Raw genomic sequence first — 26415 nt, 5'->3', positions numbered from 1 at the left:
GGGGACGAGCACAGCCTAGGAATGTATGTTTATGCAGGCCAAGCAATGCGAATGGCGTGTTCGCGCGGGTCTGTTGCGAGTATCGGGCGTCGGCGTGCGATCCGTTGCGCGGCCACCGGACAGCCCCGCCACGCGGCCCTCCCAGGGTGTCTCGGGCGGCTAGCGCAGGGCGGCCTCGGGCGGCGTCTCCCGCACCTGCCCGGCGCCCGCGACCTCGTCCAGGGAGGCCCCCGGAGGCTCGTCCACCAGGCGCGACAGCACGATCGAGCTCTTGGTGCGCACCACGAACGCCTGGGCCGCGATCCGCTCGATGACCCGCTCCACGTGACGCACGTCCGTGGCGCGGATGTGCACCAGCGCGTCGGCCTCGCCGGTGATCGTGGCCGCCGCCACCACCTCCGGGAACTTCGCGACCGCGAGCGCGATGTCGGACGGCTTGGTCTTGCCCTGGCAGAACAGCTCGACGTACGCCTCGGTGGTCCAGCCGAGCGCGCGCGGCGCGACCCGGGCGCTGAAGCCCGTGATGACGCCGGTCTCGCGCAGCCGGTCGACGCGGCGCTTGACGGCGGACGCGCTCAGCCCGACGTGGTGCCCGATCTCCGCGTAGGTCTGCCGGGCGTCCTCGACGAGGGCGGCGATGATGGCGCGATCCAGCCGGTCCAGTTCCACGGGCCCTGTATACCGCCTCGCCCCGTCACGGCGCGACGCGGGCGGACGTCGGCGCGCCGCGCGACAGGACAGGCGGCGGCGTCCCGACGTGACGAGCGCCGGCGCGCCGCGCGACATGACGGGACATGCGGCAGACTAGGCGCCGCGCGACGCCGCCTGCCGCGTCCGCGTACGCCGCCGGAGGGTTGTCGAGAGATGAGCACAGCGCGCTTCCCCGAAGGGTTCGTGTGGGGAGTGTCCACGTCCGCCTACCAGATCGAGGGGGCGACCACCGAGGACGGGCGCGGCCCGTCGATCTGGGACGTCTTCCCCGGCGGGCGCAACGGCGATCCGGCCTGCGACCACTACCGGCGCCACGCCGACGACGTCCGGCTGATGAAGGACCTCGGCATGGCCGCCTACCGGTTCTCGGTGAGCTGGCCGCGCGTCATGCCCACGGGCCGGGGGCGGCTCAACGGCCCCGGCCTGGACTTCTACGACCGGCTGGTGGACGAGCTGCTGGCCGCCGGCATCGCCCCGTACGCCACCCTCTACCACTGGGACCTGCCCCAGGCCCTGGAGGACGAGGGCGGCTGGACCTCCCGCGACACCGCCCACCGCTTCGCCGACTACGCCCGGGCCGTCCACGACCGCCTCGGCGACCGCGTCGGCACCTGGTTCACGCTCAACGAGCCGTGGGTGGCGGCCTTCCTCGGGCACGGCTCCGGCGTCCACGCGCCCGGCCGGAGCTCGGCGGCCGAGGCGTTCACCGCCGCGCACCACATGCTGCTCGCCCACGGGCTCGGCCTGGAGGCGCTGCGCTCGGCGGGCGCCGGCCGGGCCGGCATCCTGCTCAACCTCTCGCCCGTGCTCACCCCCGGCCAGCTCGGCGACATGGAGTCGCGGCCGTCCGAGGAGGACGCGGCGGCGGTGGCGCGCATCGACGCGCTGCACAACCGGCAGTTCCTGGAGCCGGTGCTGCGCGGGCGCTACCCCGCCGACCTGCTGGCGCTGATCGAGCGGACGGCCGGGCTCGGGCACGTCCGCGACGGCGACCTCGACCTCATCGGCCGGCCGATCGACCTGCTGGGCGTCAACTACTACACCCCGACCGTCGTGCAGGCCCGGCCGGGCGCGGTGGCCGACCCGGCCTTCCCCGGCAGCGAGGACGTCCTGTTCTGCAGCGTGCCCACCGCCGTGACGGCCATGGGCTGGCCCATCGTGCCCAGCGGGCTGACCCTGCTGCTGCGCCGCCTGTCGCGGGAGTACCCCGAGACCGAGATGATGATCACCGAGAACGGGGCGGACTTCGTCGACGTGGTCACGGCCGACGGCATCCACGACGTCGAGCGGACGAGCTTCATCGAGGAGCACCTGCGCGCGCTGCGGGTCTCGCTGGAGGAGGGGGCCAAGGTCCGCGGCTACCTCGTGTGGTCGCTGCTCGACTGCGTCGAGTGGGCCGACGGCTACCGGCGCAAGTTCGGCCTGGTCCACGTGGACCTGGAGACCCAGCGGCGGCGGCTGAAGGACAGCGCCCTGTGGTACCGCGACGTCATCGCCCGCAACGGCCTGCCCGACGGCCGGACGCGGCGGCCCACGCTGGAGACCGTCGCCGCCCGCGCCGGCGTCTCGCGGGCCACGGTCTCGCGGGTCGTCAACGGCGAGGCGTCGGTCAGCGCCGAGGCGCGCGACGCGGTGCTGCGCGCGATCAGCGAGCTCGGGTACGTCCCCAACGCCGCCGCGCGCAGCCTCGTCACCCGCAGGACCGACACGGTGGCGCTGGTGTTGTCCGAGCCGCGCCACGGCGGCGACGCGCTGATCGCGGCCGTCGTCCGGTACGTCACCAGCATGCTGGAAGGGGCCGGCAAGCAGATCACGCTCATGCTGGCCGACACGGCCGACAGCCGGCGGCGCGTCATCCAGCACGTCGAGGCGCGCCAGGCCGACGGGGTGGTGCTGCTGCCGCCCGACGACCACGGCCCGCTGGCCGAGCGGCTGGCCCGCACCGGCGTGCCCGTCGTGCTGCTCGGCCGCCCGGCCGTGGCCTCGCTCGTGCCGCACGTGGCCGTGGACGACGCCGGCGGCGCGCGGGCGGCCACCGCCCACCTGCTGGCCGGGGGCCGCCGCCGCATCGGCATGGTCTGCGGGCCGACGGACCTCGTCGCCGTGCAGGACCGGCTCGCCGGGCACCGCGACGCCCTGCGTGAGGCCGGGCTACGGCCGTTGCTCGCCCTGTCCGGGCTCGACCGCGAGTCGGGCGCGGCGGCGGCCCGGCGGCTCCTGTCGGACCACCCGGAGCTGGACGCGCTCTTCGCCACCTCCGACGACCTGGCGATCGGCGCGCTGCGCGCGGCTCGCGACCTGGGGCGGCGGGTGCCGGAGGACGTCGCGATCGCCGGGTTCGGCGACATCGACGCGGCCTCCTGCACGACACCGGCCCTGACCACGGTCCGGGTGCCGGCCGAGGACCAGGCCCTCGCGCTGGCGCGGCTGATGCTGTCCCGCCTGGACGGCCGGCACGCGGGCCCCGTGGTGCTGCCGGCCCGCCTGGTGGTGCGCGACTCGACCTGAGCGCCGGCCGGGCGGGCGGGGCGAGCCGGGGCGGGCACCGGTCAGGAGGCCGCCCCGTCGGGCGGTGGCCGGTCGGGCGGTGGCCGGTCGGGCGGTCGCCGGTCGGGCGGTCGCCGGTCAGGAGGCCGCCGGTCAGGAGGCCGCCGGGCTGGAGACCGCCGGTCAGGTGGTCGAGAACGTGAACCAGTTGACGTTGACGAAGTCGGCCGGCCGGCCGCTGGCGAAGGTCAGGTAGACCGTGTGCCGGCCCGTCACCGGGGCGATGTTGGCCGGCACGGTGCGCCAGCTCTGCCAGCCGCCGGTCGAGGCCACCGCGAAGTCGCCCACCGGAGCCGCGCCCAGGCTGTCCAGGCGCACCTGGACGAGCCCGCTCACCCCGGCCGCCGCCCCGGACGCCACGCGCACCTTGACCTGCCGGGCCGCCTCGGAGCCGAAGTCCACCCCGTCGAAGCGCAGCCAGTCGCCGTTGGCGATCCCGCCGACGTTCTGCCCGCCGCCGGTGTCGGTCGTGCTCTCGATCATGGTGCCCGACTGGGCCTGGTACGCCTCGGCCTGGATGGTGGAGCGGGCATCCACCCCGCCGGGCGGCACCGTGGGCGTCACGGTGGGCGTCGGCGTGGGGCCGGCGCCGCCGCTCTGCCACACGGCCACGTAGTCCACCAGCATCGGCCGCCCGGGCACGGTGGCCGCGGTGGGCGTGCCGAACCCGGCCACGCCGTTGGGGAAGGCGCCGCCCATGGCCACGTTGAGCAGCAGGAAGTAGCCGGCGTGGCCGGTCATGGCGGTCCAGGTGCCGGCGTCGAGCTGGGCCTGGCTCACGCTGTGGAACTGCTGGCCGTCCACGTACCAGCGCAGCTGGTTGGGGCTGACGGAGCGGTCCCACTCGAAGCGGTAGGTGTGGAAGGCCGACTGGCAGGTGGAGCCGGGGCAGGCCCGGTTGGCGCCGAGCCCGTTGGTCTCCTGGCAGGGGCCGCCGGGGTTGACGCCGCAGTGCAGGACGCCCCAGACGGCGTTGACGCCGTTGACGTTCTCCATGATGTCGAACTCGCCGATGCCCGGCCAGTTCCAGTAGTTGCCCCGGTACGGCGCGCCGAGCGCCCAGAAGGCGGGCCAGTAGCCGAGGGCGGCGTCACCGGTGACGTTCGGCATCTGGATGCGGCCCTCGATGCGCAGCACGCGACCGTCGGCGGGCTTGAAGTCGGCCCGCCGGGTCTCGATCCGGGCCGAGGTCCACTCGCCGGACGAGCCGCGCTGCGGGGTGATGCGCAGGTTGCCGGAGCCGTCGAGGCTGAGGTTGGCGGGGTTGCCGGTGTAGTTCTGGATCTCGCCGGTGCCCCAGTCGGCGGGGCCGCCGGGGTAGGCGTGGCCGGTGTCGACGATCCACTCGGCCGACGGGGCCGAGCCGGAGGGGCCGGTGAAGTCGTCCGACCAGACGAGCGACCAGCCGGACGGGGTGGGCGGGACGGCGGCCGAGGCGCCGGCCGCCGCGTGGACGAGCAGGCCGGCGAGCGTGACCAGAGCCGCGGCGAGGGCGGCCAGGCGACGCCGGTGGCGGCGGGGGAGGCGGGGGAGGAGGCGCGTTGTCATGGCTGCTCCTGGGGGATGCGGGGGCGGAGCGTGGACCTGTCGCGAGAGAGCGCTCTCTTACAGAGAGGTAAACATGCCGTGACGGGGGTGTCAAACGATGGAGAGCGCTCTCAAACACGGAGCGCGAACGCGAGCGAGCCGGGGCGGTGCTCGACGCACGCGCCCCGGCTCGCCGGACGGATCCTGGGGGAGGTCAGCCCTTGTCGGCCTCGCCGGTGGCCGCCTCCAGGGCGTCCTCGGGAGAGGCCTCCAGGTCCTGCTCGGCCTCGGCGCCGGCCTGCGCGGACTGCTTGTCCAGGCGCACCCAGCTCGTCACGCTCTCCACCGCGAACAGCACGAACAGGTAGGCCGTCAGCAGCGCCAGCACCAGCGGCAGCCAGCCGAGCGCCGCGCCCGCGCCGATGAGCAGCAGCCGCAGCTCCCAGCCGAGCCCCGCGTGGAACACCCAGGCGGGCGGCCAGATGCTCTGCCGCGTGCGGTAGACGGTGTCGTAGGTGTGGTAGCCCACGACGTACACGAGCACGAACAGCAGCCACCGGGGCGCGTCGGCCGCCAGGCCCACCGCGATGATGGTCAGGAACTCGGTGCCGCGCAGCAGCGGCGGGGTGAGCCAGTCGAGCCGGCCCAGGTGGTCGCGCGGCGCGGTCGGCAGCACGAGCACCAGGACGACGAGCACGGGCACGAGCAGCATCGGCCCGGACGACGGCAGGCCGATCGCGGTGAGGACGGCGACCGCGACCAGCGCCAGCAGCGTGGCGGGCACCGGGGGCAGGCCCTTGCCGAGGCGGCCGGACAGCGCGTGGACGAGGGGCCCGTCGTCACGGTAGGCGAGCAGGCGGGCGGTCTGGACGCGGCGGCGCTCCTCGTCGGGATCCGGCGTGGGGGTGGCGGCGGCCTGCGGGTAGGTGATCATGCGAGCGACCTCATGAGGCGTCCGGTGAGGGTGTAGACGGCGGCGACGGTGCCCCAGATCACCAGCGTGAGGAAGGTGATGCGGGCGTCGAAGAGGGCGGCGGTGATCGCGATGGCCGCGAACCGCTCGCCGATGGGGAAGACGATCATCTTACGCGCCCAGTGGACGGCGCGGTAACGCCCGGCCTTGGACCACATCTTCAGCACGCCCCGGATGCCCTGGCTGCGCTCGACCCGGCGGCGCTCCAGAGCCTTGCGCAGGGGGCGGTCGTCGGGCGCGGTCAGCGGCAGCGTGGGCAGCTGGGCCGGCGGCTTGCGCCGGTTGGCGACGCCGTAGGAGAAGTCGAGCAGGTGGCGCACCGACTGCAGGCCGATGGCGGCCAGCGCGAGGATCCAGATGTCGTCGCCGTTGCCCGACACGACCCAGCCGATCGCCAGGCCGGCGAAGACGACGTACTCCTTGAAGCGGTCGAACGTCGCGTCGAGCCAGGCGCCGAGCACGCCGAACTTGCGGGCGTAGCGGGCGACCTGCCCGTCGACGCAGTCGAAGACGAACGCGAAGTAGATGAGGGCGCCGCCGAGCACCATCCACGGCCGGTCACCGGTGGCGAAGCAGGCCGCCGCGAGCACGCCCAGCGTGATCGAGATGAGCGTGACCTGGTTGGGCGTCAGCCCGCGCCGGGCCGCCCAGCGGGCGATGAAACGGGAGTAGGTGGAGACGAAGTAGGTGGTGAAGAAGCCGTCGGCGCCCTTGACCGCGTTGTTGAGCCGGGCCCGGTCCTCGTCGAAGCCGGACATCTCGGCGACGGCCTCGTCGGCCTCCTGCTGCGTCGAGACCCGGCGGAAGAACAGGTCGCGCCGGCCGCGGACGCCGACCGACACGCCCTTGCGCACCAGGCCGAAGATCAGGAGCTGGACCAGGTCGTCGTCCTCGCCGAACAGGTGGGCGAGGCCGGCCATCTCGCGGCACGCCTCGGCCAGGACGGCCGCGTTGCGCGTGCTGACGTGCAGGGGGCCGAGCGCGACCATGTTGGGCCGGGTCACGGCGTGGTGGGCGGTGCCGACGGAGACGATGCGGGACTTGCCGGCGCGGGCGCGCACGGGCAGGTCCTCGAAACGCCGGAGGCTGATCTCGGGCTCCGCCTCGTCGATCGGGACGATGTCTTCCTGCGCCTCGTCGGCCGCCTCCGGCCTGGGCTCCTTGGCGATGAGGGCCAGCGCGCCGCGTTTGGTCTTGGTGATCTGGTAGATGAGCTCGTCGTGGATCACCGAGTTGGCGGGCAGGATGAGCAGGCTCTCGGTCGCGGACTCCGCGACGTCGGCCAGCGCGCGCAGGGCGGCGGCCACGTCGTCGGACTCGATGGTCGCCGGCCGCGGATCCAGGGACAGGATCTGGCTGCGCAGTCGCTCTGCCACGGTCGGGCCGCCGGGCAGCGCCGCGAGCCTCAGGCCGGTAGGAGCGGTGTCGGGGCCGGGCGAAGAGCCCAGCAGGACCACGCGGGTCATGACTCCCTTTCGAGGCGGTTGCGGGGGGATGAACTACTGGAGGTATTGCGGGGACAGGCGTCTGAGTCTAATGAGAGTCGCGCAGAGTCGCGTCACTGACGCGGTCCCGTAACAGAAAGACCGTGCGGCCATAAGATGGGCGAGTGAGTCTCTACCGTGACGAAGGCGTGGTTCTGCGCACGCAGAAGCTCGGCGAGGCCGACCGCATCGTCACCATCCTGGCCAGGCGCACGGGCAAGGTGCGCGCCGTCGCCAAGGGCGTGCGCCGCACCACCTCGCGCTTCGGCGCCCGGCTGGAGCCGTTCACGCACGTCGACCTGCAGCTCCACACGGGCCGCACGCTCGACGTCGTCACGCAGGCCGAGACGATCCGGCCGTACGGCGAGGCGCTGGCGTCCGACTACCCGCGCTACACCGCGGGCACGGCGATGCTGGAGACGGCCGACCGGCTCGTCCACGGCGAGAAGGAGCCGGCCCTGCGGCACTTCCTGCTGCTGGTGGGCGGGCTGCGCACGCTGGCCGAGGGCCTGCACGAGCCGCGCCTGGTCCTCGACGCCTACTTCCTGCGCTCCCTGGCGGTGGCGGGCTACGCGCCCGCGCTCGACGCGTGCGCCAAGTGCCGGGCGCCCGCGATCAGGGCGTTCGCCATCGTCTCCGGCGGCGTGGTCTGCGGCGCCTGCCGGCCGGCGGGCGCGGCCGTGCCGGCGATCGAGACGATCGGGCTCATGACGGCGCTGCTGCGCGGCGACTGGGCGACGGCCGACGCCTCCGAGCAGCGTCACCGCGGCGAGTGCAGCGGCCTGGTGGCCGCGTACCTCCAATGGCACCTCGAACACGGAATACGCTCTCTGCGACACGTCGAAAGGGAGCCAGTGTGAACGTCCGACCGCCGTCCCCCCACCCGTCCGGCGCCACGCCGCCGCCGATCCCCCGCGAGTTCGTGCCGCGGCACGTGGCCATCGTCATGGACGGCAACGGGCGCTGGGCCAAGGCCCGCGGGCTGCCCCGCACCGAGGGCCACAAGGCGGGCGAGGCGTCGCTGTTCGACGTCATCGAGGGCGCGCTGGAGCTGGGCATCCCGTACCTCAGCGCGTACGCCTTCTCCACGGAGAACTGGAAGCGCTCGCCCGACGAGGTGCGCTTCCTCATGGGCTTCAACCGCGACGTCATCCGCCGGCGCCGCGACGAGCTGCACGCGATGGGCGTGCGGGTGCGCTGGGCGGGCCGTCCCGGCCGGCTGTGGAAGAGCGTCATCTCCGAGCTCCAGACGGCCGAGGAGATGACCGTGCACAACCGGAAGCTGACGCTGCAGTTCTGCGTCAACTACGGCGGGCAGGCCGAGATCGTGCAGGCCGCGGTCAAGCTGGCCGCCGACATCGCGGCGGGCCGGGTCAAGCCGTCGAAGGTGGACGAGAAGGTCTTCTCCCGCTACCTCGACGAGCCGGAGATCCCGGCGGTCGACCTGTTCGTCCGCTCGTCGGGGGAGCAGCGCTTCTCCAACTTCCTGCTGTGGCAGTCGGCCTACGCGGAGATGGTGTTCCTCGACCGGCTCTGGCCCGACTTCGACCGCCGTGACCTGTGGGAGGCGTGCGAGATCTTCGCCAAGCGCGACCGGCGCTACGGCGGCGCCATCCCCAACCAGGTCTAGAAGACGGGGCGCGCTTACGGCAGGATGCGCGCCATGAGTCCGTACGTGATCGAGCCGATCGGCCATGTCGAGTCGCCTCTGACCGACCGGGGGCAGGCGCCCAAGCAGGGTGACGAGGGCGCGCCGGAGGCGTGGCTGGTGTTCGAGGAGCGGGTGCGCGAGGGGCTGCGCGACCTGCGTGAGGGCGACGAGGTCATCGTGCTGACCTGGCTCGACCGGGCCGTCCGCGACGTCCTGTCCGTCCATCCGCGCGGCGACGCGAGCCGGCCCCGGCAGGGCGTCTTCAGCACCCGCTCTCCGGACCGGCCCAACCCCGTGGGGCTGCACCGGGTGGGCGTCGTCGCGGTCGAGGGGACGCGGCTGCGGGTGCGTGACCTGGAGGCGCTGGACGGCACCCCCATCGTGGACGTCAAGCCGGTGCTCGACCGCGACACCGAACGCTAGCCGTCCGGCTCTCCTCGACCGCGACACCGAACGCCGGCCGTCCGGCTCTCCTCGGACACGACACCGAACGCCGGCCGTCCGGCTCTCCTCGGACACGACACCGAACGCCGGCCGTCCGGCTCCCCCTCAGGCGCGGCGGCGGGCGCGGTAGGCGGCGACGTGCATGCGGTTGCCGCAGGTGCGGCTGTCGCAGTAGACACGGGAGCGGTTGCGCGACTCGTCGACGAACACGCGGTCGCAGTCGGGCGCCGAGCAGGTGCGCAGCCGCTCCCACTCGCCCTCGACGAGCAGGTGGGCCAGCGCGACCCCGCAGTCGGCGGCCAGGTGCTCCGACAGCGTCGCGTCGGGCGCGAAGTAGTGGACGTGCAGCGGGTGGCCGTCGTGCTCGGTCAGCCGGGGCGTGATCCGCGTCTCGGAGAGCAGCGCGTTGAGCTGGCGCACCGCGGTCGGCTGGTCGGGCGCGGTGAACACCCGGTGGAACGCCTCCCGTACCAGGCGCACCTGGCCGAGGTCGCGCGGGGTGAGCGTGGTGATGCCGCTGACCTGCCGCGCCTCGACGAACGCCCGGAGTGTGGCGAGGTCGGCCAGCCGGTCATCGCCGCCGGTCGAGGGCGAGGTGTTGACCAGCTCGACGACCGTGGCCAGCGAGTGGACCATGTCATGGCCAAACGGCATGTTGACTCCTGTCTGGCGCCCATTCTAGCGTGGACGCAGCGTATCTCTAGTCTGCGCGTTCGGGGGTCATACGTGAGCGGACACCGCCGCATCGTGCTCGTCGCGATCGCCGGAGCGCTGATCATCTCGACCTCCGCCCCCCTCGTCAGGCTGGCCGACGTCTCACCCGCCACCTCGGCCTTCTTCCGGTGCGCGTACGCGGTGCCGCCCATGGCCGTCCTGGCCTGGCGCGAACGCCGCCGGCTCGGCCCGCTGGGGCGCCGGGCGACCGGCATCGCGTGGGCGGCCGGCCTGCTGTTCGCCCTCGACCTGCTGTTCTGGCACCACACCATCGCCTACGTGGGCGCGGGCCTGGCCACCGTGCTCGGCAACCTCCAGGTCTTCATCGTCGCGTTCGCCGCCTGGGCGATCTTCCGGGAGCGGCCTTCGGGCCGGCTCATGCTTGCGACCCCGGTGGTGTTCGCGGGGGTGGCGCTCATCTCGGGATTGTTCGACAGCGCCGCCTACGGCTCAGACCCGATGCTCGGCGCGCTGACCGGCACCGCCACCTCGATCTCGTACGCCGGCTTCCTGCTGCTGATGAAGGGCGGCTCGGAGCGGGCCGCCGGGCCTCTCGCGCACGCCACGGCCGTGGCGGCCCTCGCCATCGCGGCGCTGAGCCCGGTCTTCGGCGGCGCCGACCTGGTCCCGGCCTGGCCTGCGCACGGCTGGCTGCTGCTGCTCGCGCTCGGGCCGCAGGTGATCGGCTGGTCGCTGATCACGTACACGCTGCCGAGGCAGCCGGCCGCGCTCACCGCGCTGCTGCTGCTCGTGCAGCCGCTGACCACCGTGGCGCTGTCGGCGTTGACGCTCGGCGAGCGCCCGTCGCCGCTCCAGCTCGCCGGCTGCGCGGTGATCGTCCTCGGTGTCCTGTACGGCTCGCGCGGCGCTCAGCCGGCCCGCACGGAGGCCGAGCAGGACGCGCAGGTGCCGAAGACCTCGACCGTGTGAGTGATCTCGGTGAAGCCGTGCTCGCCGCCGACCGCCTCCGCCCAGCGCTCCACGGCCGGGCCGGCCACTTCGACGGTGTGACCGCAGCGGCGGCAGACCAGGTGGTGGTGATGGTCGCCGCTGGCGCACGCGCGGTAGACGGACTCGCCGTCGTCGGTGCGCAGCACGTCGACCTGACCGCCGTCGGCCAGCGCCTGCAGGGCGCGGTAGACCGTGGTCAGGCCGATCTTGGCGCCGTGCTGGCGCATCTCGGCGTAGACGTCCTGCGCGCTGCGGAACCCCTCGCTTCGGCGAAGAGTGTCGTGCACGGCATCGCGTCTCGTGCTCATCGAAACTCCTTGGTGCTGGAGACCCCGGGCTTGGGCCCTGGGCAGGAAGGCCGGGCACCACCACGCACGTGCTTCGTGCGAAGTGGCTGATTCCTGAGGGGGTGATTCGTCAGAATGGATCTGTGAGGACGGCGTACAAGTGCCGGGCGTACCCGACGCCTGAGCAGGCCAGTGCGTTGAATCGCACGTTCGGGTGCGTACGCGTCGTCTGGAACCGCACCCTGGCCTGGCGGCGCGACCGATACCGCACCCAGCAGGCGAAGATCGGCTTTGTCCAGGCGAACGCCTACCTCACCGCGATGAAGGCCACCGACGAGCTGGCATGGCTGAACGAGGTGTCGTCGGTGCCGTTGCAGCAGGCGATCCGGCACCAGCAGGCGGCGTTCACGAACTTCTTCGCCGGACGCGCCCGACATCCGCGCTACAAGTCCCGAACCGGACGGCAGTCGGCCGAATACACCCGCTCGGGGTTCCGCTACCGAGACGGGCGACTGTTCCTCGCGAAGATGGACGCGCCCCTGGCATTCGTCTGGTCCTGGCCCGAGGTGCACCCGGCGTCCATCGACCCGACCACGGTGACCGTCTCCCGGGACCCGTGCGGACGGTGGTACGTCTCCTTCGCCGCCGATGTCGCCGTTCCCGACCGGCTCGCGGCGGCGGGCACCGTGGTCGCCGTGGATCTCGGCGTGACGGACTTCGCCGTCACCTCCGACGGCGACAAGATCCCCAACCCGCGCCATCTGGCCAAGCGGGAGCGCAACCTGGCCCGCTACCAGCGCCGCCGAGCACGCAAGGTCAAGGGGTCGAGCAACCACCGCAAGGCGAAGGCCAAGGTCGCCCGCGCCCACCGGAAGGTACGCGCGTCCCGCACGGACTTCCTGCACAAGACCAGCACGCGGCTGGTCCGCGACCACGACGTGATCGTGATCGAGGACCTGGCCGTGACCAACATGATCCGCAACCGCACACTGGCCAAGGCCGTCTCCGACTGCGGATGGGGCGCCTTCCGCCGCATGCTCGCCTACAAGGCGGCCAGGTACGGGCGTCACCTGGTCGTGGTCGACCGCTGGCTGCCCAGCTCCAAGACCTGCTCGGCCTGCGGGCACCTGCTTGAGCGGCTTCCGCTCGGCATCCGGACGTGGCAGTGCCCGTCCTGCGGCACCCGGCACGACCGGGACCTCAACGCCGCGAAGAACATCCTGGCGGCAGGTCTTGCCGTGACTGCCTGCGGAGGTGACGTCAGACACTCCGGGTCCACCCGGGTGCGGTCGCCGGTGAAGCAGGAACCCCGACCTGCGAAGGTGGGAATCCCTCGCCTCCAGGCATGGGGAGAAAGTCAAGCAGCCTCCCTGACAGGCGTCGTCGTAGGATCCCCGTGTATGCCCGGCTCCCGGACACGGCCTCGGCGTACGAATCTACCGACACCGAGGGCCAGCACGAAGCCGGCGAGCGCGAGAAGGACGATCGCGGCGCCCGGCGGCACCCGGGACGACAGCGTGGAGGCCAGGAGGCCGCCCACGGCGACCACCACGCCGATCGTCATGGCCAGCGCCATCGTCGCCCGGAAGCCCCTGGTGAGCTGCTGGCTCGTGGCCACCGGGATCACCATGAGCGCGCTGACGAGCAGCAGCCCGACCACGCGCATGGCGATGACGACGGTCAGCGCCGCCGTGATCGCGATCACCAGGCTGAGGAAGCGCACCGGCAGGCCGCTGGCCCGCGCCATCTCCTCGTCCTGGCACAGGACGAACAACTCCCTGCCGAAGATCACCACCACCGCGACGACCGCGACCGCCAGCGCGCCGATGACCCAGATGTCCTCGGTGGTGACGCTGGCGATGGCGCCGAACAGGTAGGAGTTCAGCTTGGCGGTGCCGCCGCCCGGCGCGATGCCCATGAGCATGACGCCGCCGGCGATGCCGCCGTAGAACAGCAGGGCCAGGGCCACGTCGCCGCTCGTCCGGCCGCGTGCCCGTACCAGCTCGATGGTGACGGCGCCCGCGACGGACACCACGACGGCCGTCAGCACCGGCTCGGTGTCCGTGAGGAACCCGAGCGCCACGCCGGTCAGCGCGACGTGCCCGATGCCGTCGCCGAGCAGCGAGAGCCGCCGCTGCACGATGAACGTGCCCACGGCGGGCGCGCACAGGCCCACCAGCAGCGCCGCGACCAGCGCGAGCTGGAAGAACGGCGCCTGCAGCAGCTCGATCATGCCTCTCCCTGCCAGTTCAGCGGCCCGGCGCCCGCGCCGCGCCCGAGGATCTCGCTCGCGCCGGGCTCGTCCGGGGCGTGCGGATGGACGTGCTCGTGTCCCGGGCGGGCGCACTCGCCCTCCGGCCGGGGCGGCGCGCCGTCGTGGGTGATCAGGCCGTCGCGCACCACGACGCCCCGGGTGATCAGCGGCTCCAGCGGGCCCAGCTCGTGGGCGACGAGCACGATCGTGCGTCCCTGCAGCACCAGCGTGGCGAGCGTGTCGGCCAGCAGGCGCTGCGTCTCGGCGTCGACGCCCGCCGTGGGCTCGTCCATGACGTACGTGTCGGGCTCGCCGGCCAGCGCGCGGGCGATGAGCACCCGCTGCTGCTGGCCGCCCGACAGGTGCTGCACGGGGTCGCCGGCCCGCGCGGTCAGGTCCACGGCCTCCAGCGCGTCGGCCACGGCCGCCCGGTCGGCCGCGCTGGTCCGGCGCAGGCGGCGCTGCCGCGCGATCCGTCCCGAGGCGACCACCTCGCGGACCGTGGCGGGCACGCCGCCGCCGACCTGGAGCCGCTGGGGCACGTAGCCGATGCGCCACCAGTCGCGGAACCGGGCGGGCGGGCGGCCGTACAGGAGGGTCTGGCCGCCGGACAGCGGGATCAGGCCGAGCAGCGCCCGCACCAGCGTGGACTTGCCGGAGCCGTTGGTGCCCATGACCGCGACCACCTCGCCGGGGCGGATCGTGAGGTCCACGCCCCGCAGGATCGGCCGCCGGTCCAGGGTGACCTTCCCGCCGGTCATGGAGAAGGCCGTCTCGCCCGAGGTCTTCGCGCCCGTGGTGTTGGCGCCCGTGGTGCTGGCGCCCGTGGTGTTGGCGGCTGTGGTGTTCGCGCCCGTGGCGTTCTCGCCCGTGGTGTTCCCGGCGGTCTCGCTCATGGTCATGCTCCGCATCCCAGGGCCGTGCGCAGGGTGGTGAGGTTGGCCCGCATCGCGGACAGGTAGTCGCCGGACGGCTTGCTCTCCAGCGGGTCGAGCACCGCCGTCCTCGCCCCCACCTCGGAGGCCAGCACCTGCGCGACCTTCGGGCTGACCAGCGACTCGGTGAACACGGTCGTCACCTTCTCACTCTTGGCCAGCCCGGCGACCTCGGCCAGGCGGGCGGGGGAGGGCTCGGCCTCGGGAGCGAGGGTGATGCCGACCTGCTTGAGCCGGTAGCGGTCGGCCAGGTAGCCGAACGCCTCGTGGGCCGTCACCAGGGTACGGGAGCGGCAGGTGGCCAGGCCCTGCGTGAACTCCTTGTCGAGCGCGCCGAGGGAGGCCGCCGTCGCGGCGGCGCGGTCCTTGTAGCCCTGCGCGTGCGCCGGGTCGGCGGCGGCCATCCGCTCGCCGAGCCCGGTGGCGACCGTGGCCAGGCGCGCGGGGTCGAGCCAGAGGTGGGGGTCGTAGGAGACCTCGTGGTCGTGCTCCGCCTCCTCGCCCTCGTGGCCGGCCTCGTCGTGGCCGGCGGGGAGGGTCTTGACGGCGGTGGCCGCGTCGAAGGCCTTGTCCGCGTCGACGGCGTCGTCCACGGCCGGCTGCACGCCCTTGATGTAGACGATCAGGCTCGCCTCGCCCAGCTCCGCCATCTGGTGGGGGCCGAGCTCCAGGTCGTGCGGCTCGACGCCGGGGGCGGTCAGCACGCTCACGGCGGCGTCGGGGCCGCCCACCTGCTGGCTGAGCCACTGGAGGGGGTAGAAGGCCGCCACCACGGCGGGTTTGCCGCCGCCCGCGCCGGCTCCGGTCTCCGCCGAGCCGGCCCCGCACGCGGTGGAGGTGAGGAGGGCGGCTCCGGCCAGCAGACCGGCAGCGTACGACCGGGACAATCGCGACATCATGCGAGCCAGTATGCGGCAAAATGAAAATGGTTGTCAAAATCTCCCGGGTTCGTGCGGCACGTCGTGGAAGGGGATTCCGGACGGCGTACAGGAGCGAGGGCGCCGCCCATGGGCGTGGGCAGCGTGCCGCATGCAGGGGGTCGGTACGCGGGCACGCGTGATCGCCCCGGCGGGGGCGGCGGAGCCGTCGCCGGGGCCCGAGGCGACGTGCCGGGAGCGCGGCGGAGGCCGGGAGGCGCGAGGCGCTGTCAGAGGCCGTTCGGGAAGGCGCCGAAGCGGGTCGCCACCAGGAGCACCAGGAAGGTCAGCACGACCACCCGCAGCAGCTTGCCGCCCGCCCCCAGCGACGGCCACGACAGATACGCCAGCCAGCCGACGAACAGGATCACCGGCAGCACGGCCACGCCGCCCAGCGGGTTGGCGACCGCGAACCCCGCCAGCAGCAGGATCACCAGCGCGGCGGGCGCCACCCAGCGGGGGACCTGCGTGAACAGGTACGTCATCGGCACGGCGCTGCGCCGCTCGACGGCCTTGCGCAGGCCGGTCGCGCCCGGCGTGAAGAACTGCTCCCCCTGGGGAAGCGGGCGCTTGCTGTTCGGGGCCACAGCCAGAGCCTACGGCAGTCGGCGCTTCCGGCGGGTCCAAGCGCCTCTAATCTGGTCACGTGCTCGCCGTCATGCGCTACACCGTTCCCGAGTCCCAGTCCCAGGACTTCGTCAAGCAGGGCCACGCCATCCTCGACACCCTCGCCACCCAGCCCGGCTACCTGCGCGGCCGGCTCGCCCGATCCGTCGACGAGCCCAACCTGTGGGCCCTGGTCAGCGAGTGGGAGGGCGCCGGCTTCTACCGCCGGGCCCTCTCGGCCGCCCGGATGGCGATGTATCCCCTGATGATCCTCATGGTCCACGAGCCCAGCGCGTTCGAGGACGTCTACACCCAAGAGCGGGCGTAACCTCACTCCCGCGCGAGGGGCCCGCCACGTCCCCTAAGCTGGGAGCTCATCCATCCCCTCGCCGACCTCCAGCCGGAAAGAGACCCAACCACATGGCACGCCGAACAGACGTCATGGACACCATCGTCAGCCTCGCCAAGCGCCGCGGGCTCGTCTACCCGTCGAGCGAGATCTACGGCGGTCTGCGTGCGTCGTGGGACTACGGTCCCCTGGGCGTGGAGCTGAAGAACAACGTCAAGCGCCAGTGGTGGCAGTCCATGGTCCAGGCGCGCGAGGACGTGGTGGGCCTCGACTCCTGCGTCATCCTGGCCCGCGAGGTCTGGCAGGCCAGCGGCCACGTCGAGACGTTCTCCGACCCGCTCACCGAGTGCCAGTCGTGCCACAAGCGCTTCCGCGCCGACCACCTCGTCGAGGCGTACGAGGAGAAGAACGGCCGCGCCCCCGAGAACGGCCTGGCCGACATCACCTGCCCCAACTGCGGCAACAAGGGCGCCTTCACCGACCCCCGGCAGTTCAGCGGCCTGCTCAAGACCTACCTCGGCCCGGTCGAGGACGAGTCCGGCCTGGCCTACCTGCGGCCCGAGACCGCGCAGGGCATCTTCATCAACTACCTCAACGTCCAGCAGTCGGCGCGCCGCAAGATCCCGTTCGGCATCGGCCAGATCGGCAAGTCGTTCCGCAACGAGATCACCCCGGGCAACTTCATCTTCCGCACCCGCGAGTTCGAGCAGATGGAGATGGAGTTCTTCGTCAAGCCCGGCACCGACGAGGAGTGGCACCAGTACTGGATCGACGAGCGTTTCCGCTGGTACTCCGACCTGGGCATCAACAAGGACAACCTCCGGCTCTACGAGCACCCGCAGGAGAAGCTGTCCCACTACTCCAAGCGCACCGTCGACGTGGAGTACCGCTTCAACTTCGCCGGCTCGGAGTGGGGCGAGCTGGAGGGCATCGCCAACCGCACCGACTTCGACCTGACCGCCCACTCCAAGGCGTCGGGCGTCGACCTCAGCTTCTTCGAGCAGGACACCGGTGAGCGCTACGTCCCGTACGTGATCGAGCCGGCCGCCGGCGTCGACCGGGCGACGCTCACGTTCCTGATCGACGCCTACACCGAGGACGAGGCCCCCAACGCCAAGGGCGTCATGGAGAAGCGCACGGTCATGCGCCTCGACCACCGGCTCGCCCCGGTCAAGGTCGCGGTGCTGCCGCTGTCGCGCAACGCCGACCTGTCGCCCAAGGCCCGCGACCTGGCCGCGCAGCTGCGCCGCCGGTGGAACGTCGAGTTCGACGACGCGGGCGCGATCGGCCGCCGCTACCGTCGGCAGGACGAGATCGGCACGCCGTTCTGCGTCACCGTCGACTTCGACACCCTTGAGGACCACGCGGTGACGATCCGCGAGCGCGACACGATGGCGCAGGAACGCATCAGCCTCGACCAGGTGCAGACCTACCTGCGCACCCACCTCAACGACTGAGGCACGGCAACGGGTGAGGCGCGGTCTTCCTCGACCGCGCCGACCGACACGCGACTTTCCACGACGCGACGACCCACACGCGGTTCTCCGCGACGCGGCCGGGCGGCTCCCACCGAGCCCCCGGCCGCCGCCGTCTCCGCCGTCTGTCGCGCTCTCGGCGGGGGAGCCGGAGCACTCGGAAACGTGGCCGAGGTCTCAGCGCCGCGGGCTCGGCGGACCTGATCTCAGAGCCGTCGGCGTGAGCAGGAGGGTGCACAAACGCGGGCGGCCTCGGAGGAGGGCCCTCAGGGAGGCGGGCCGGCGCCGGGGGCGTCAGGGGCGGCAGCGGGTGCGGGGCTCTCCGGGTGACGGCGGGCGTGGCGGCGGCACCAGACTCGGGTGAGGGCGTAGGCCGCCACCGGCAGCACGAACACCGCCGCCCGCAGCCCGTACACGATGCCCCGGTAGATCCCCTCCGACGTCACCAGCGTCGGCTGCGGCGACCACGGGTCCGGCGGGATCACCGACACCCACGTCCCCGCCCACAGCACCGCGAAGAAGACGATCACCGCCACGCCCAGCGCCGTGCGCCCGGGCGCCCGGGCGGGCCGGTCCAGCAGGTGGTGCTCGCCCCGGTCGCCCGTCACCCGGCGCTCCGCGAACGGGTACACCAGCAGCGCCACGAAGAACGCCGCCGGGACCAGCAGCGGCAGCCACAGCCCGACCGGCAGCGTGTACGGGCCCACCGTGACCTCCCACGGCGGCGCCAGCCGCAGCGCCCCCTCCAGCACCCCCGCGTACCAGAACGGCTGCGCCGACGGCGGCGGCGCCCCCGGGTGGTACGGCCCGTGGTGCCCCGCCCAGCCGGCGCCGACCGGGAAGAGCGTTGCCAGCAGCGCGATCGCCGCCGCCGTGGCCAGAGCCGTCCCCGCGTTCCGCGCCGCGAAGGACGGGAAGAACGGCCCGCCGCTCACCCGCCCCTCCCGCGCGCCGGGGCGGCGCCGCTCGGTGTGCCCCTGCCGCCACGTCAGCACGAGCGCGTGCAGCGGCACGGCGGCCAGCAGCACTCCCGGCACCAGCAGCACGTGCGCCACGAACAGCCGCGGCACCACCTCCCCGGGAAAGTCGCCGCCGAAGAGCAGCCGCGACACGTACGCCCCCGCGACCGGCACCGACAGCAGCAGCCCCTGCGCCTCCCGCAGCCCCGTGAAGCCGAGCCGGTCGGCCGGCAGCGACACCCCGAGGAACGACTCCGCCAGCACCAGCCCGAAGATCACCACCCCGAGGACCCAGGCGGCCTCCCGCGGCCGGCGGAAGGCGCCGGTGAAGAACACCCGGCACAGGTGCGCCACGATCGCCAGCACGAACACGGTCGCCGACCAGTGGTGGAGCCCGCGCACCAGCAGCCCGCCGCGGATCTCCAGGCTGAGCCCCCGCACCGACGGGTAGGCGCCCCCGGTGGACGGCTCGTAGAACAGGGTGAGGAAGGCCCCGGTCAGCACGAGCAGCGCGAACGCGTACAGCGCCAGCTCCCCGAGCAGGAAGGACCAGTGGCCCGGGAAGGGCTTGCGCAGGGCGGGCCGCAGCCACCGACCCGACCCCAGCCGCTCGTCGAGCCACACCGCGAGGCCCCGCGCGGCGCGGGCGGCGCCCGGACGAAAGACGGCCATGGGCGCCTCCTGCAGGGGGATGCCGTGATTCTTCCCGCTTCCCGACTTTCCGAAGAATTGGTGTAAACCACTGGTATAAACCAATTTCCCGATCAACGGAATATTAATTGGATTAGACCGGTGACAGCCGGTCTACCTGGGGAAACGATGACTTAACCGATGAGTGCGGTTTCTTCATCTTTCTCGCCGGTAGAGTCCCCGGCAGAGGCGTCGATTGGAGCTGTGGTGGCCAAGTACGTTTACGACTTCACCGAGGGCAACAGAAATCTCAAAGACCTCCTCGGCGGCAAGGGGGCGAACCTGGCCGAGATGACGAATCTCGGCCTGCCCGTGCCCCCCGGGTTCACGATCACCACGGAGGCGTGCCGGTACTACCTCGCCGAGGGCAAGGTGCCCGACGGCCTCGGTGACGAGGTCGACCAGCACCTGGAGGCCCTGGAGCGGGCGATGGGCAGGAAGCTCGGCCAGACCGACGACCCGCTGCTCGTCAGCGTCCGCTCCGGCGCGAAGTTCTCCATGCCCGGCATGATGGAGACCGTCCTCAACATCGGCCTCAACGACGAGTCCGTCCACGGCCTGGCCAAGCAGGCCGGCGGCAACGAGCGCTTCGCCTGGGACTCCTACCGGCGGCTCATCCAGATGTTCGGCAAGACCGTGCTCGGCATCGACGGCGAGCACTTCGAGGGCGCCCTCGAGGCGCTCAAGGGCGACCGGCAGGACACCGACCTCGACGCCGGCGAGCTCCAGGGACTCGTCGAGACGTTCAAGGGCATCGTGCGCGAGCAGGCGGGCATGGAGTTCCCCGCCGACCCGCGCGAGCAGATGCGCCTGGCCGTCAAGGCGGTCTTCGACTCCTGGAACGCCCCGCGCGCCATCCTGTACCGGCGCCAGGAGCGCATCCCGGCCGACCTCGGCACCGCGGTCAACATCGTGGCCATGGTCTTCGGCAACTGCGGCAACGACTCCGGCACCGGCGTCGCCTTCACCCGCGACCCCGGCTCGGGCCAGCAGGGCATCTACGGCGACTACCTCCAGAACGCCCAGGGCGAGGACGTCGTCGCCGGCATCCGCAACACGATCCCGCTGCAGGACCTGGAGCGCATCGACAAGCGCTCCTACGACGAGCTGCTCGAGATCATGGCGACCCTCGAGAACCACTACCGCGACCTGTGCGACATCGAGTTCACGATCGAGCGCGGCAAGCTGTGGATGCTGCAGACCCGCGTCGGCAAGCGCACCGCCGCCGCCGCGTTCTGCATCGCCACCCAGCTCGTCGACCAGGGCCTCATCACGATGGACGAGGCCGTCACCCGGGTCACCGGCGACCAGCTCGCCAAGCTGATGTTCCCGCGCTTCGACGCGGACGCCGACAAGCGGCGCATCGCCAAGGGCATGAACGCCTCGCCGGGCGCCGCCGTCGGCAAGGCCGTCTTCTCCTCCGAGCGCGCCGTCGAGCTGGCCGACAAGGGTGAGGACGTCATCCTGGTGCGCCGCGAGACCAACCCCGACGACCTGTCCGGCATGATCGCCGCCCGCGGCATCCTGACCAGCCGCGGCGGCAAGACCTCGCACGCGGCCGTGGTCGCCCGCGGCATGGGCAAGACCTGTGTCTGCGGCGCCGAGGAGCTGGAGGTGTCGATCGAGGGCAAGCGGTTCAGCGCTCCCGGCGGCGTCACCGTGTCCGAGGGCGACGTGATCTCCATCGACGGCAGCACCGGCGAGGTGTTCCTCGGCGAGGTGCCGGTGGTCGACTCGCCGGTGGTCGAGTACTTCGAGGGCAAGGACGTCGGCGACGACGACCTCGTCCGCGCCGTGGACCGCCTCATGCGGCACGCCGACGAGACCCGCGGTCTCCAGGTGCGGGCCAACGCCGACACTCCGGAGGACGCGGCCCGGGCCCGCCGCTTCGGCGCGCAGGGCATCGGCCTGTGCCGGACCGAGCACATGTTCCTCGGCGAGCGCCGCCAGCTCGTCGAGGACCTCGTGCTCGCCTCCGGCGAGGAGGAGCGGCAGGCGGCGCTCGACGCGCTGGAGCCGTTGCAGCGCGCCGACTTCGAGGGCATCTTCCGGGCGATGGACGGCCTGCCCGTCACGATCCGCCTCATCGACCCGCCGCTGCACGAGTTCCTGCCCGACCTCACCGAGCTGTCGGTGCGCGTGGCGCTCGCCGACGCGGGCGCGGGCGAGGCGACGGACAAGGACCACGAGCTGCTGGCCGCCGTCAAGCGGCTGCACGAGCAGAACCCCATGCTGGGCCTGCGCGGCGTGCGGCTCGGCCTGGTGATCCCCGGCCTGTTCGCCATGCAGGTACGGGCCATCGCCCAGGCCGCCAAGGCGGTGCCCGGAGCCCGTCCGGAGATCATGATCCCGCTCACGGCGGCCGTGCAGGAGCTGGAGGCGGTCCGCGAGGAGGCCGCCGCGATCCTCGCCGAGGCCGGGGTGGACGCCCTCATCGGCACGATGATCGAGACGCCGCGGGCCGCGCTGACGGCCGGGCAGGTGGCCGAGGCCGCGCAGTTCTTCTCCTTCGGCACCAACGACCTGACCCAGATGACGTGGGGCTTCTCCCGCGACGACGTGGAGGCGGCGTTCTTCTCGCGCTACCTGGAGCTCGGCATCTTCGGGGTCTCGCCGTTCGAGACGCTGGACCGCGACGGTGTGGGCCGCCTGGTGCGCATCGCCGCGGACGAGGGCCGCGCCGCCCGGCCGGACCTCAAGCTGGGCATCTGCGGCGAGCACGGCGGCGACCCCGACTCGGTGCACTTCTGCCACGAGGCCGGGCTCGACTACGTGTCCTGCTCGCCGTTCCGCATCCCGGTCGCCCGCCTGGAGGCGGGGCGGGCCGCGCTCAGCCAGAACGACTCCGACACCCGCTGACCGCCCCGACCGGCCCTCCCCACGACGGGGGCCGGTCAGGCGCGTGCCCTCCCCGCGACGCGGGCGGGCCGGTCAGGCGGGCAGACCCGGCGCGTGCCGGTCCTCCTCGGGGACCGGCACGTAGTCGTGCCGCACCCCGTGGTCGCCGAGCCACTTGCGCAGGCCGGCCACGGCCGGCGGGTTGGCCGCCACCTGGGCCGCGTACTCGGCCAGGGCGACCTCCTCGCCGTCGTCGTAGACCAGCCGCGCCGGGCCCGACCAGGACAGCGTCCACCGGGCCTGGCCGTGCTCGATGAGCACCCCCTCCAGCGCCTGGCCGAGCACCCCGGCCAGCATCGTGGGGGAGGGGCTCCAGCCCAGCTCGGTCAGGCGCGCCGCCAGCTCCTCCTGCGCGCCCCGGGCGATCGCCTCGAACGCCGCGTCCAGGTACGGCCGGGCCGCCCCCACCACCCGCTGGCCCGCCACGGCCAGGTCGTGCAGCGCCTCGGCGTTGCGCGCGGCGTACATGCCGCGCTCGACCACTTCCTCCCAGGAGGCCGGCCGCAGCGTCGCCAGCGCCTCCGCGGTCCACATGGACTGCTCCACCGCCTGCGCCGCCACGCCGGGGTCGCGCAGCAGCGTCAGCGCCGGGCGCGGGTCGGGCACGTGCGGCGGCTCCGGCAGCCGCTCGACCGCGGCCAGCCGCTCGGCCAGGCTCGGGTGCGAGTCGTACGGCGAGGTCTCCTCCGGCCGCGCGGCGAGCGCGGCGACCTCCGCCTGCCGCGCCGGGTCGTTCATGAGCGTGTGGAAGCCGTTGAAGACCGACGCCGGACGCAGGCCGCCCGCGCCGGTCAGCGACAGGTAGCTGCCCACGTAGACGTCCCAGGCGGCGGCCGTGCCGTGGATCTTGCGCAGCGCCTCGGCCATGGCCCGCCGGCCGCCGATGGCCACCGCCAGCTCGTCGGCCTCCAGCTCCTGCCGCCGCGAGACGGCCTGCGAGACCCGCAGGTAGAGCTTGGCGTACGCGGAGAACACCCGCCGGATGACCGGATGCCCGTCGAGCCCCTGCACGGCGGCGATGAGCGAGACCCGGCCCCGGTAGACCGGCGCGCCCAGCCGGGTGTGGGCGCCGCTGTAGTGGCCCAGCTCGTGCCCGAGCACGGCGCGCATCTCGTCCACGGTCAGCGTCTGCAGCAGCGGCAGGCCGACGAACATGCGCCGCCTGACCGCCTTCAGGCCGAGGAAGCGGGTGTCCTCGGACACGGCCGCGTTGACCTCGGGCACCAGGCGGATCTCGGCGGGCGGGGCCGTGCGCACCCGCTGGGCGAGGTCCTCGACCGTCTGCCAGAGCACCGGCTCCTGCTCGCGGGTCACCGCCACGCCCGGCTCCTCGCCGCCCTTCGTCCGGCTCACCATGACCAGTGCCCGGACGAGCGCCGCGGCGGCCAGCGTCAGGACGATCGCGGCCTTCAGGAGGTTGACGTGGAAGTCGACGATCAGCAGCACGTCGAGGAGGACGGCCGCGCCGACGAACAGGCCGACCAGCACGTAGAACCCTGCGAGCAGGGTGAAGGCCAGCACGGCACGGAACGCAGTGGTCATGAAGGAGGGCTCCCGGGGAAGGGGGTTCTCGCGAAACTTGACACTAGCGGAGTCCGGAAAGTGGATAAAATCACTGCACTTATGGCCCGCTACGACGACCACGACCAGGCACGCTGGGTGCCCGAGCCGCCCGGCAACCCCGAGCGTGGCGCCTTCGAACGCGACCGCGCGCGGGTGCTGCACAGCTCCGCGCTGCGCCGCCTGGCGGCCAAGACCCAGGTGGTGGGCCCGTTCGAGGCCGTCGGCGCCGGCCAGCACATCCCGCGCACGCGGCTCACCCACTCCCTGGAGTGCGGGCAGGTCGGCAGGGAGATGGGCGCCGTCCTCGGCGTCGACCCCGACCTGGTCGAGACCGCCTGCCTGGCCCACGACCTCGGCCACCCGCCGTTCGGCCACAACGGCGAGGTCGCGCTGAACGAGCTGGCGGCCGGCTGCGGCGGCTTCGAGGGCAACGCGCAGAGCCTGCGCCTGCTCACCCGCCTGGAGGCCAAGGTCCTGACCGAGGACGGCCACAGCGCCGGCCTCAACCTCACCCGGGCCGCGCTCGACGCCTCGATCAAGTACCCGTGGACCCGCGAGGACGCGCCGAAGTTCGGCGTCTACGACGACGACCTGCCCGTCTTCGAGTGGATCAGGGACGGCGCGCCGCCGCGCCGGGTCAGCTTCGAGGCGCAGATCATGGACTGGTCCGACGACGTCGCCTACTCCGTCCACGACCTGGAGGACGCGCTGCACTCCGGCCACGTCACGCCCGAGGCGCTGCGCTCGCCGGAGGAGCGGCGGCAGGTGTGCGAGCTGGCCCGCGCCTGGTACGCCCCCGACGCCGACTGCGCCGAGCTGGAGGAGGTCTTCGGCCGGCTGATCGCCGACCCGCTGTGGCCGCGCGGCTTCGCCGCCACCTTCGCCGACCTGGCCGGGCTCAAGGCCCTCACCAGCGGCCTCATCGGCCGGTTCTGCCGCTCCGCGCAGACCGCCACCAAGGAGGCGTACGGCATGCGCCACCGGGTCGAGCTGGTCGTGCCCCGCTCCACCAAGCTGGAGTGCGCCGTGCTCAAGGGCATCACCGCCCACTACGTGATGACCACCGAGGACCACCACGCCAACCAGGCCCGGCAGCGGGAGCTGATCGCCGAGCTGGCCGCCCTCATCACGCTCGGCGCGCCCCGCACGCTGGAGCCCGCCTTCCGGCCCGCGTTCGCCGCGGCCTCGGGCGACGCCGCCCGCACCCGCGTGGTCATCGACCAGATCGCCTCGCTCACCGACACCTCGGCCGTCGCCTGGCACCGCCGCCTGTCCGGCTGAGAAACTGCGGCCATGGCCACATATGTGATCGTCGGCGCCGGCCTCGCGGGGGCGAAGGCCGCGCAGACGCTGCGCGAGGAGGGCTTCGACGGGGAGATCGTCCTCATCGGAGCGGAGAACGAGCGCCCCTACGAGCGCCCGCCCCTGTCCAAGGGCTACCTCCAGGGCAAGAGCGAGCGCGAGAAGATCTACGTCCATCCCGAGCAGTGGTACGCCGACAACGCCGTCGAGCTGCTGCTCGGCAGCCCCGTCACCCGGATCGAGCCGGGGGAGCACGCCGTCGGGCTGGCCGGCGGCTCCCGCCGGGCGTACGACAAGCTGCTCATCGCGACCGGGGCGACGCCGCGGCGGCTGCCCGGGCCCGCCCTCTACCTGCGCACCGCCGAGGACAGCGACGCGCTCAAGCGGCGCCTGGCCGAGGTGGGCGGGGCGGGCGGCCGGGTCGTCGTCGTGGGCGCCGGCTGGATCGGCCTGGAGACCGCCGCAGCGGCCCGCCAGGCGGGCTGCGAGGTGACCGTCGTCGAGCCGGCCCCCACGCCGCTGCACGGCGTCCTCGGGCCCGAGCTGGGCGAGGTGTTCGCCGGCCTGCACCGCCGCAACGGCGTGGACCTGCGCCTCGGGGCCGGCGCGGCGGAGATCGCCGAGGACGGCGTGCGGCTCACCACCGGCGAGCGGCTGGAGGCCGACCTCGTCGTGGCGGGCGTCGGCGTCGTCCCCGAGGTGGGGCTCGCCCGCGAGGCGGGGCTGGAGGTCGGCCGCGGGATCCTCACCGACGCCTCGCTGCGTGCCTCCCACCCCGACGTGTACGCGGCGGGCGACGTCGCCGAGCCCTTCAACCCCCTGTACGGCCGGCGGCTGCACGTCGAGCACTGGGCCAACGCCCTCAACGGCGGCCCGGCCGCGGCCCGCGCCATGCTCGGCCAGGAGGTCGTCTACGACCGGGTGCCGTACTTCTTCACCGACCAGTTCGACCTGGGCATGGAGTTCTCCGGCGACACCACGGGCTACGACGAGGTCGTGTACCGCGGGTCGGTGGACGACCTGGAGTTCGTCGCGTACTGGCTGCGCGAGGGCCGGGTGGTGGCGGGCATGAACGTCAACGTCTGGGACGTCGTGGGCGGCATCCAGGACCGCATCCGCTCCGGCGAGGTCGCCGACCCCAAGGAGCTGGCCTCGGGCTGACGGCCGCCGCCGGAGGG

22 protein-coding genes and 1 pseudogene are annotated in these 26415 nt (G+C 73.0%); 11 read left to right on the top strand and 12 right to left on the bottom strand.

Annotation, left to right across the window (positions count from 1 at the left end):
* Window positions 1-159: 159 nt before the first annotated feature.
* Window positions 160-669, bottom strand: a complete 510-nt coding sequence (locus HD595_RS04510) for an Lrp/AsnC family transcriptional regulator (RefSeq protein ID WP_253765868.1) — start codon at window positions 667-669, stop codon at window positions 160-162.
* Window positions 670-864: 195 nt separating this feature from the next.
* Between HD595_RS04510 and HD595_RS46595 the strand changes: the two genes are divergently transcribed.
* Window positions 865-3219, top strand: coding sequence for a GH1 family beta-glucosidase (locus tag HD595_RS46595; protein WP_308211099.1), 2355 nt, complete (start codon window positions 865-867; stop codon window positions 3217-3219).
* 162 nt (window positions 3220-3381) lie between these two features.
* Here HD595_RS46595 and HD595_RS04495 read toward each other — a convergent pair whose 3' ends face one another.
* The 3 genes from HD595_RS04495 to HD595_RS04485 all read right to left on the bottom strand — a co-directional run bounded on the left by HD595_RS04495 (window position 3382) and on the right by HD595_RS04485 (window position 7224).
* Window positions 3382-4806, bottom strand: coding sequence for a glycoside hydrolase family 16 protein (locus HD595_RS04495; protein ID WP_253765866.1), 1425 nt, complete (start codon window positions 4804-4806; stop codon window positions 3382-3384).
* A gap of 193 nt (window positions 4807-4999) precedes the next feature.
* Complete coding sequence (locus HD595_RS04490; protein WP_253765864.1) at window positions 5000-5719, bottom strand: DUF5941 domain-containing protein; 720 nt, start codon at window positions 5717-5719, stop codon at window positions 5000-5002.
* Window positions 5716-7224, bottom strand: a complete 1509-nt coding sequence (locus HD595_RS04485; protein WP_253765862.1) for a CDP-alcohol phosphatidyltransferase family protein — start codon at window positions 7222-7224, stop codon at window positions 5716-5718. Before HD595_RS04485 ends, HD595_RS04490 begins: the two co-directional genes overlap by 4 nt.
* A 143-nt stretch (window positions 7225-7367) precedes the next feature.
* Between HD595_RS04485 and recO the strand changes: the two genes are divergently transcribed.
* Genes recO through tsaA form a run of 3 tightly spaced genes read left to right on the top strand, consistent with a single transcriptional unit; the run spans window position 7368 to window position 9316 of the window.
* The gene (recO, locus tag HD595_RS04480; protein ID WP_253765860.1) at window positions 7368-8102 is read left to right on the top strand and encodes a DNA repair protein RecO; all 735 of its coding nucleotides are present in this window, start codon (window positions 7368-7370) and stop codon (window positions 8100-8102) included.
* Window positions 8099-8872 carry an isoprenyl transferase gene (locus tag HD595_RS04475; protein WP_253765858.1) on the top strand — a complete coding sequence of 258 codons (774 nt, stop codon included), beginning with the start codon at window positions 8099-8101 and terminating at the stop codon, window positions 8870-8872. The genes recO and HD595_RS04475 overlap by 4 nt, the downstream gene beginning before the upstream one ends.
* 33 nt (window positions 8873-8905) lie before the next feature.
* Window positions 8906-9316 carry a tRNA (N6-threonylcarbamoyladenosine(37)-N6)-methyltransferase TrmO gene (gene tsaA, locus HD595_RS04470; RefSeq protein WP_253765856.1) on the top strand — a complete coding sequence of 137 codons (411 nt, stop codon included), beginning with the start codon at window positions 8906-8908 and terminating at the stop codon, window positions 9314-9316.
* A 126-nt stretch (window positions 9317-9442) separates the two neighbouring features.
* On the opposite strand, the gene HD595_RS04465 is transcribed toward tsaA, so the two are convergent.
* Entirely contained in the window at window positions 9443-9991 is a 549-nt protein-coding gene (locus HD595_RS04465; RefSeq protein WP_253765854.1) for a CGNR zinc finger domain-containing protein, read from the bottom strand.
* A 72-nt stretch (window positions 9992-10063) separates the two neighbouring features.
* Between HD595_RS04465 and HD595_RS04460 the strand changes: the two genes are divergently transcribed.
* On the top strand, window positions 10064-10981 hold the full coding sequence (locus HD595_RS04460) for a DMT family transporter (RefSeq protein WP_253765851.1): 918 nt from the start codon (window positions 10064-10066) through the stop codon (window positions 10979-10981).
* Here HD595_RS04460 and HD595_RS04455 read toward each other — a convergent pair.
* The gene (locus HD595_RS04455) at window positions 10921-11310 is read right to left on the bottom strand and encodes a Fur family transcriptional regulator (protein ID WP_253765848.1); all 390 of its coding nucleotides are present in this window, start codon (window positions 11308-11310) and stop codon (window positions 10921-10923) included. The genes HD595_RS04460 and HD595_RS04455 overlap by 61 nt on opposite strands.
* Window positions 11311-11432: 122 nt before the next feature.
* Between HD595_RS04455 and HD595_RS04450 the strand changes: the two are divergent.
* Window positions 11433-12617: pseudogene (locus tag HD595_RS04450) on the top strand (RNA-guided endonuclease InsQ/TnpB family protein); the annotation flags it as partial.
* Between the two features lie 29 nt (window positions 12618-12646).
* Here the strand turns inward: HD595_RS04450 and HD595_RS04445 are convergent.
* The 4 genes from HD595_RS04445 to HD595_RS04430 all read right to left on the bottom strand — a co-directional run bounded on the left by HD595_RS04445 (window position 12647) and on the right by HD595_RS04430 (window position 15982).
* Window positions 12647-13522 carry a metal ABC transporter permease gene (locus HD595_RS04445; protein WP_253765845.1) on the bottom strand — a complete coding sequence of 292 codons (876 nt, stop codon included), beginning with the start codon at window positions 13520-13522 and terminating at the stop codon, window positions 12647-12649.
* Entirely contained in the window at window positions 13519-14304 is a 786-nt protein-coding gene (locus HD595_RS04440) for a metal ABC transporter ATP-binding protein (RefSeq protein WP_253781055.1), read from the bottom strand. The genes HD595_RS04445 and HD595_RS04440 overlap by 4 nt, the downstream gene beginning before the upstream one ends.
* 137 nt (window positions 14305-14441) lie before the next feature.
* Window positions 14442-15377, bottom strand: coding sequence for a metal ABC transporter substrate-binding protein (locus tag HD595_RS04435; protein ID WP_253765843.1), 936 nt, complete (start codon window positions 15375-15377; stop codon window positions 14442-14444).
* A 248-nt stretch (window positions 15378-15625) separates the two neighbouring features.
* Window positions 15626-15982, bottom strand: coding sequence for a DUF6703 family protein (locus tag HD595_RS04430; protein WP_253765841.1), 357 nt, complete (start codon window positions 15980-15982; stop codon window positions 15626-15628).
* Between the two features lie 59 nt (window positions 15983-16041).
* Between HD595_RS04430 and HD595_RS04425 the strand changes: the two genes are divergently transcribed.
* Window positions 16042-16329: an antibiotic biosynthesis monooxygenase family protein gene (locus tag HD595_RS04425; protein WP_175589137.1), complete on the top strand. Its 288-nt coding sequence runs from the start codon at window positions 16042-16044 to the stop codon at window positions 16327-16329.
* Between the two features lie 92 nt (window positions 16330-16421).
* Window positions 16422-17807 carry a glycine--tRNA ligase gene (locus tag HD595_RS04420; RefSeq protein WP_253765839.1) on the top strand — a complete coding sequence of 462 codons (1386 nt, stop codon included), beginning with the start codon at window positions 16422-16424 and terminating at the stop codon, window positions 17805-17807.
* A 284-nt stretch (window positions 17808-18091) separates the two neighbouring features.
* Here the strand turns inward: HD595_RS04420 and HD595_RS04415 are convergent, their stop codons facing one another.
* Window positions 18092-19456 carry a cytochrome b gene (locus HD595_RS04415; RefSeq protein ID WP_253765837.1) on the bottom strand — a complete coding sequence of 455 codons (1365 nt, stop codon included), beginning with the start codon at window positions 19454-19456 and terminating at the stop codon, window positions 18092-18094.
* 225 nt (window positions 19457-19681) lie between these two features.
* On the opposite strand from HD595_RS04415, the gene ppdK reads away from it, so the two are divergent.
* A complete protein-coding gene (gene ppdK / locus HD595_RS04410) occupies window positions 19682-22333 on the top strand; it encodes a pyruvate, phosphate dikinase (RefSeq protein WP_253765835.1) in 2652 nt (883 codons plus the stop codon).
* Window positions 22334-22405: 72 nt separating this feature from the next.
* Here ppdK and HD595_RS04405 read toward each other — a convergent pair whose 3' ends face one another.
* On the bottom strand, window positions 22406-23914 hold the full coding sequence (locus tag HD595_RS04405; RefSeq protein ID WP_253765833.1) for a M48 family metallopeptidase: 1509 nt from the start codon (window positions 23912-23914) through the stop codon (window positions 22406-22408).
* A gap of 81 nt (window positions 23915-23995) precedes the next feature.
* Between HD595_RS04405 and HD595_RS04400 the strand changes: the two genes are divergently transcribed.
* Window positions 23996-25216 carry a deoxyguanosinetriphosphate triphosphohydrolase gene (locus HD595_RS04400; protein ID WP_253765831.1) on the top strand — a complete coding sequence of 407 codons (1221 nt, stop codon included), beginning with the start codon at window positions 23996-23998 and terminating at the stop codon, window positions 25214-25216.
* 12 nt (window positions 25217-25228) lie between these two features.
* A complete protein-coding gene (locus tag HD595_RS04395; RefSeq protein ID WP_253765829.1) occupies window positions 25229-26398 on the top strand; it encodes an NAD(P)/FAD-dependent oxidoreductase in 1170 nt (389 codons plus the stop codon).
* Window positions 26399-26415 lie beyond the last annotated feature (17 nt).

It is taken from the genome of Nonomuraea roseoviolacea subsp. carminata (assembly GCF_024172185.1).
In the GTDB taxonomy this organism is placed as follows: Bacteria; Actinomycetota; Actinomycetes; order Streptosporangiales; family Streptosporangiaceae; genus Nonomuraea; species Nonomuraea roseoviolacea.
The sequence above is the reverse complement of the archived record's forward strand: the minus strand, read 5'-3'. Positions and strand labels throughout refer to the sequence as shown.

What these genes read in the sequence shown, in the direction of transcription:
- HD595_RS46595 (WP_308211099.1), top strand. Translation starts at nt 865, where the DNA reads ATGAGCACAGCGCGCTTCCCCGAAGGGTTCGTGTGGGGAGTGTCCACG.
- HD595_RS04495 (WP_253765866.1), bottom strand. Translation starts at nt 4,806, where the DNA reads ATGACAACGCGCCTCCTCCCCCGCCTCCCCCGCCGCCACCGGCGTCGC.
- HD595_RS04490 (WP_253765864.1), bottom strand. Translation starts at nt 5,719, where the DNA reads ATGATCACCTACCCGCAGGCCGCCGCCACCCCCACGCCGGATCCCGAC.
- HD595_RS04485 (WP_253765862.1), bottom strand. Translation starts at nt 7,224, where the DNA reads ATGACCCGCGTGGTCCTGCTGGGCTCTTCGCCCGGCCCCGACACCGCT.
- tsaA (WP_253765856.1), top strand. Translation starts at nt 8,906, where the DNA reads ATGAGTCCGTACGTGATCGAGCCGATCGGCCATGTCGAGTCGCCTCTG.
- HD595_RS04465 (WP_253765854.1), bottom strand. Translation starts at nt 9,991, where the DNA reads ATGCCGTTTGGCCATGACATGGTCCACTCGCTGGCCACGGTCGTCGAG.
- HD595_RS04455 (WP_253765848.1), bottom strand. Translation starts at nt 11,310, where the DNA reads ATGAGCACGAGACGCGATGCCGTGCACGACACTCTTCGCCGAAGCGAG.
- HD595_RS04445 (WP_253765845.1), bottom strand. Translation starts at nt 13,522, where the DNA reads ATGATCGAGCTGCTGCAGGCGCCGTTCTTCCAGCTCGCGCTGGTCGCG.
- HD595_RS04440 (WP_253781055.1), bottom strand. Translation starts at nt 14,304, where the DNA reads ATGACCGGCGGGAAGGTCACCCTGGACCGGCGGCCGATCCTGCGGGGC.
- HD595_RS04435 (WP_253765843.1), bottom strand. Translation starts at nt 15,377, where the DNA reads ATGATGTCGCGATTGTCCCGGTCGTACGCTGCCGGTCTGCTGGCCGGA.
- HD595_RS04420 (WP_253765839.1), top strand. Translation starts at nt 16,422, where the DNA reads ATGGCACGCCGAACAGACGTCATGGACACCATCGTCAGCCTCGCCAAG.
- HD595_RS04415 (WP_253765837.1), bottom strand. Translation starts at nt 19,456, where the DNA reads ATGGCCGTCTTTCGTCCGGGCGCCGCCCGCGCCGCGCGGGGCCTCGCG.
- HD595_RS04405 (WP_253765833.1), bottom strand. Translation starts at nt 23,914, where the DNA reads ATGACCACTGCGTTCCGTGCCGTGCTGGCCTTCACCCTGCTCGCAGGG.
- HD595_RS04400 (WP_253765831.1), top strand. Translation starts at nt 23,996, where the DNA reads ATGGCCCGCTACGACGACCACGACCAGGCACGCTGGGTGCCCGAGCCG.
- HD595_RS04395 (WP_253765829.1), top strand. Translation starts at nt 25,229, where the DNA reads ATGGCCACATATGTGATCGTCGGCGCCGGCCTCGCGGGGGCGAAGGCC.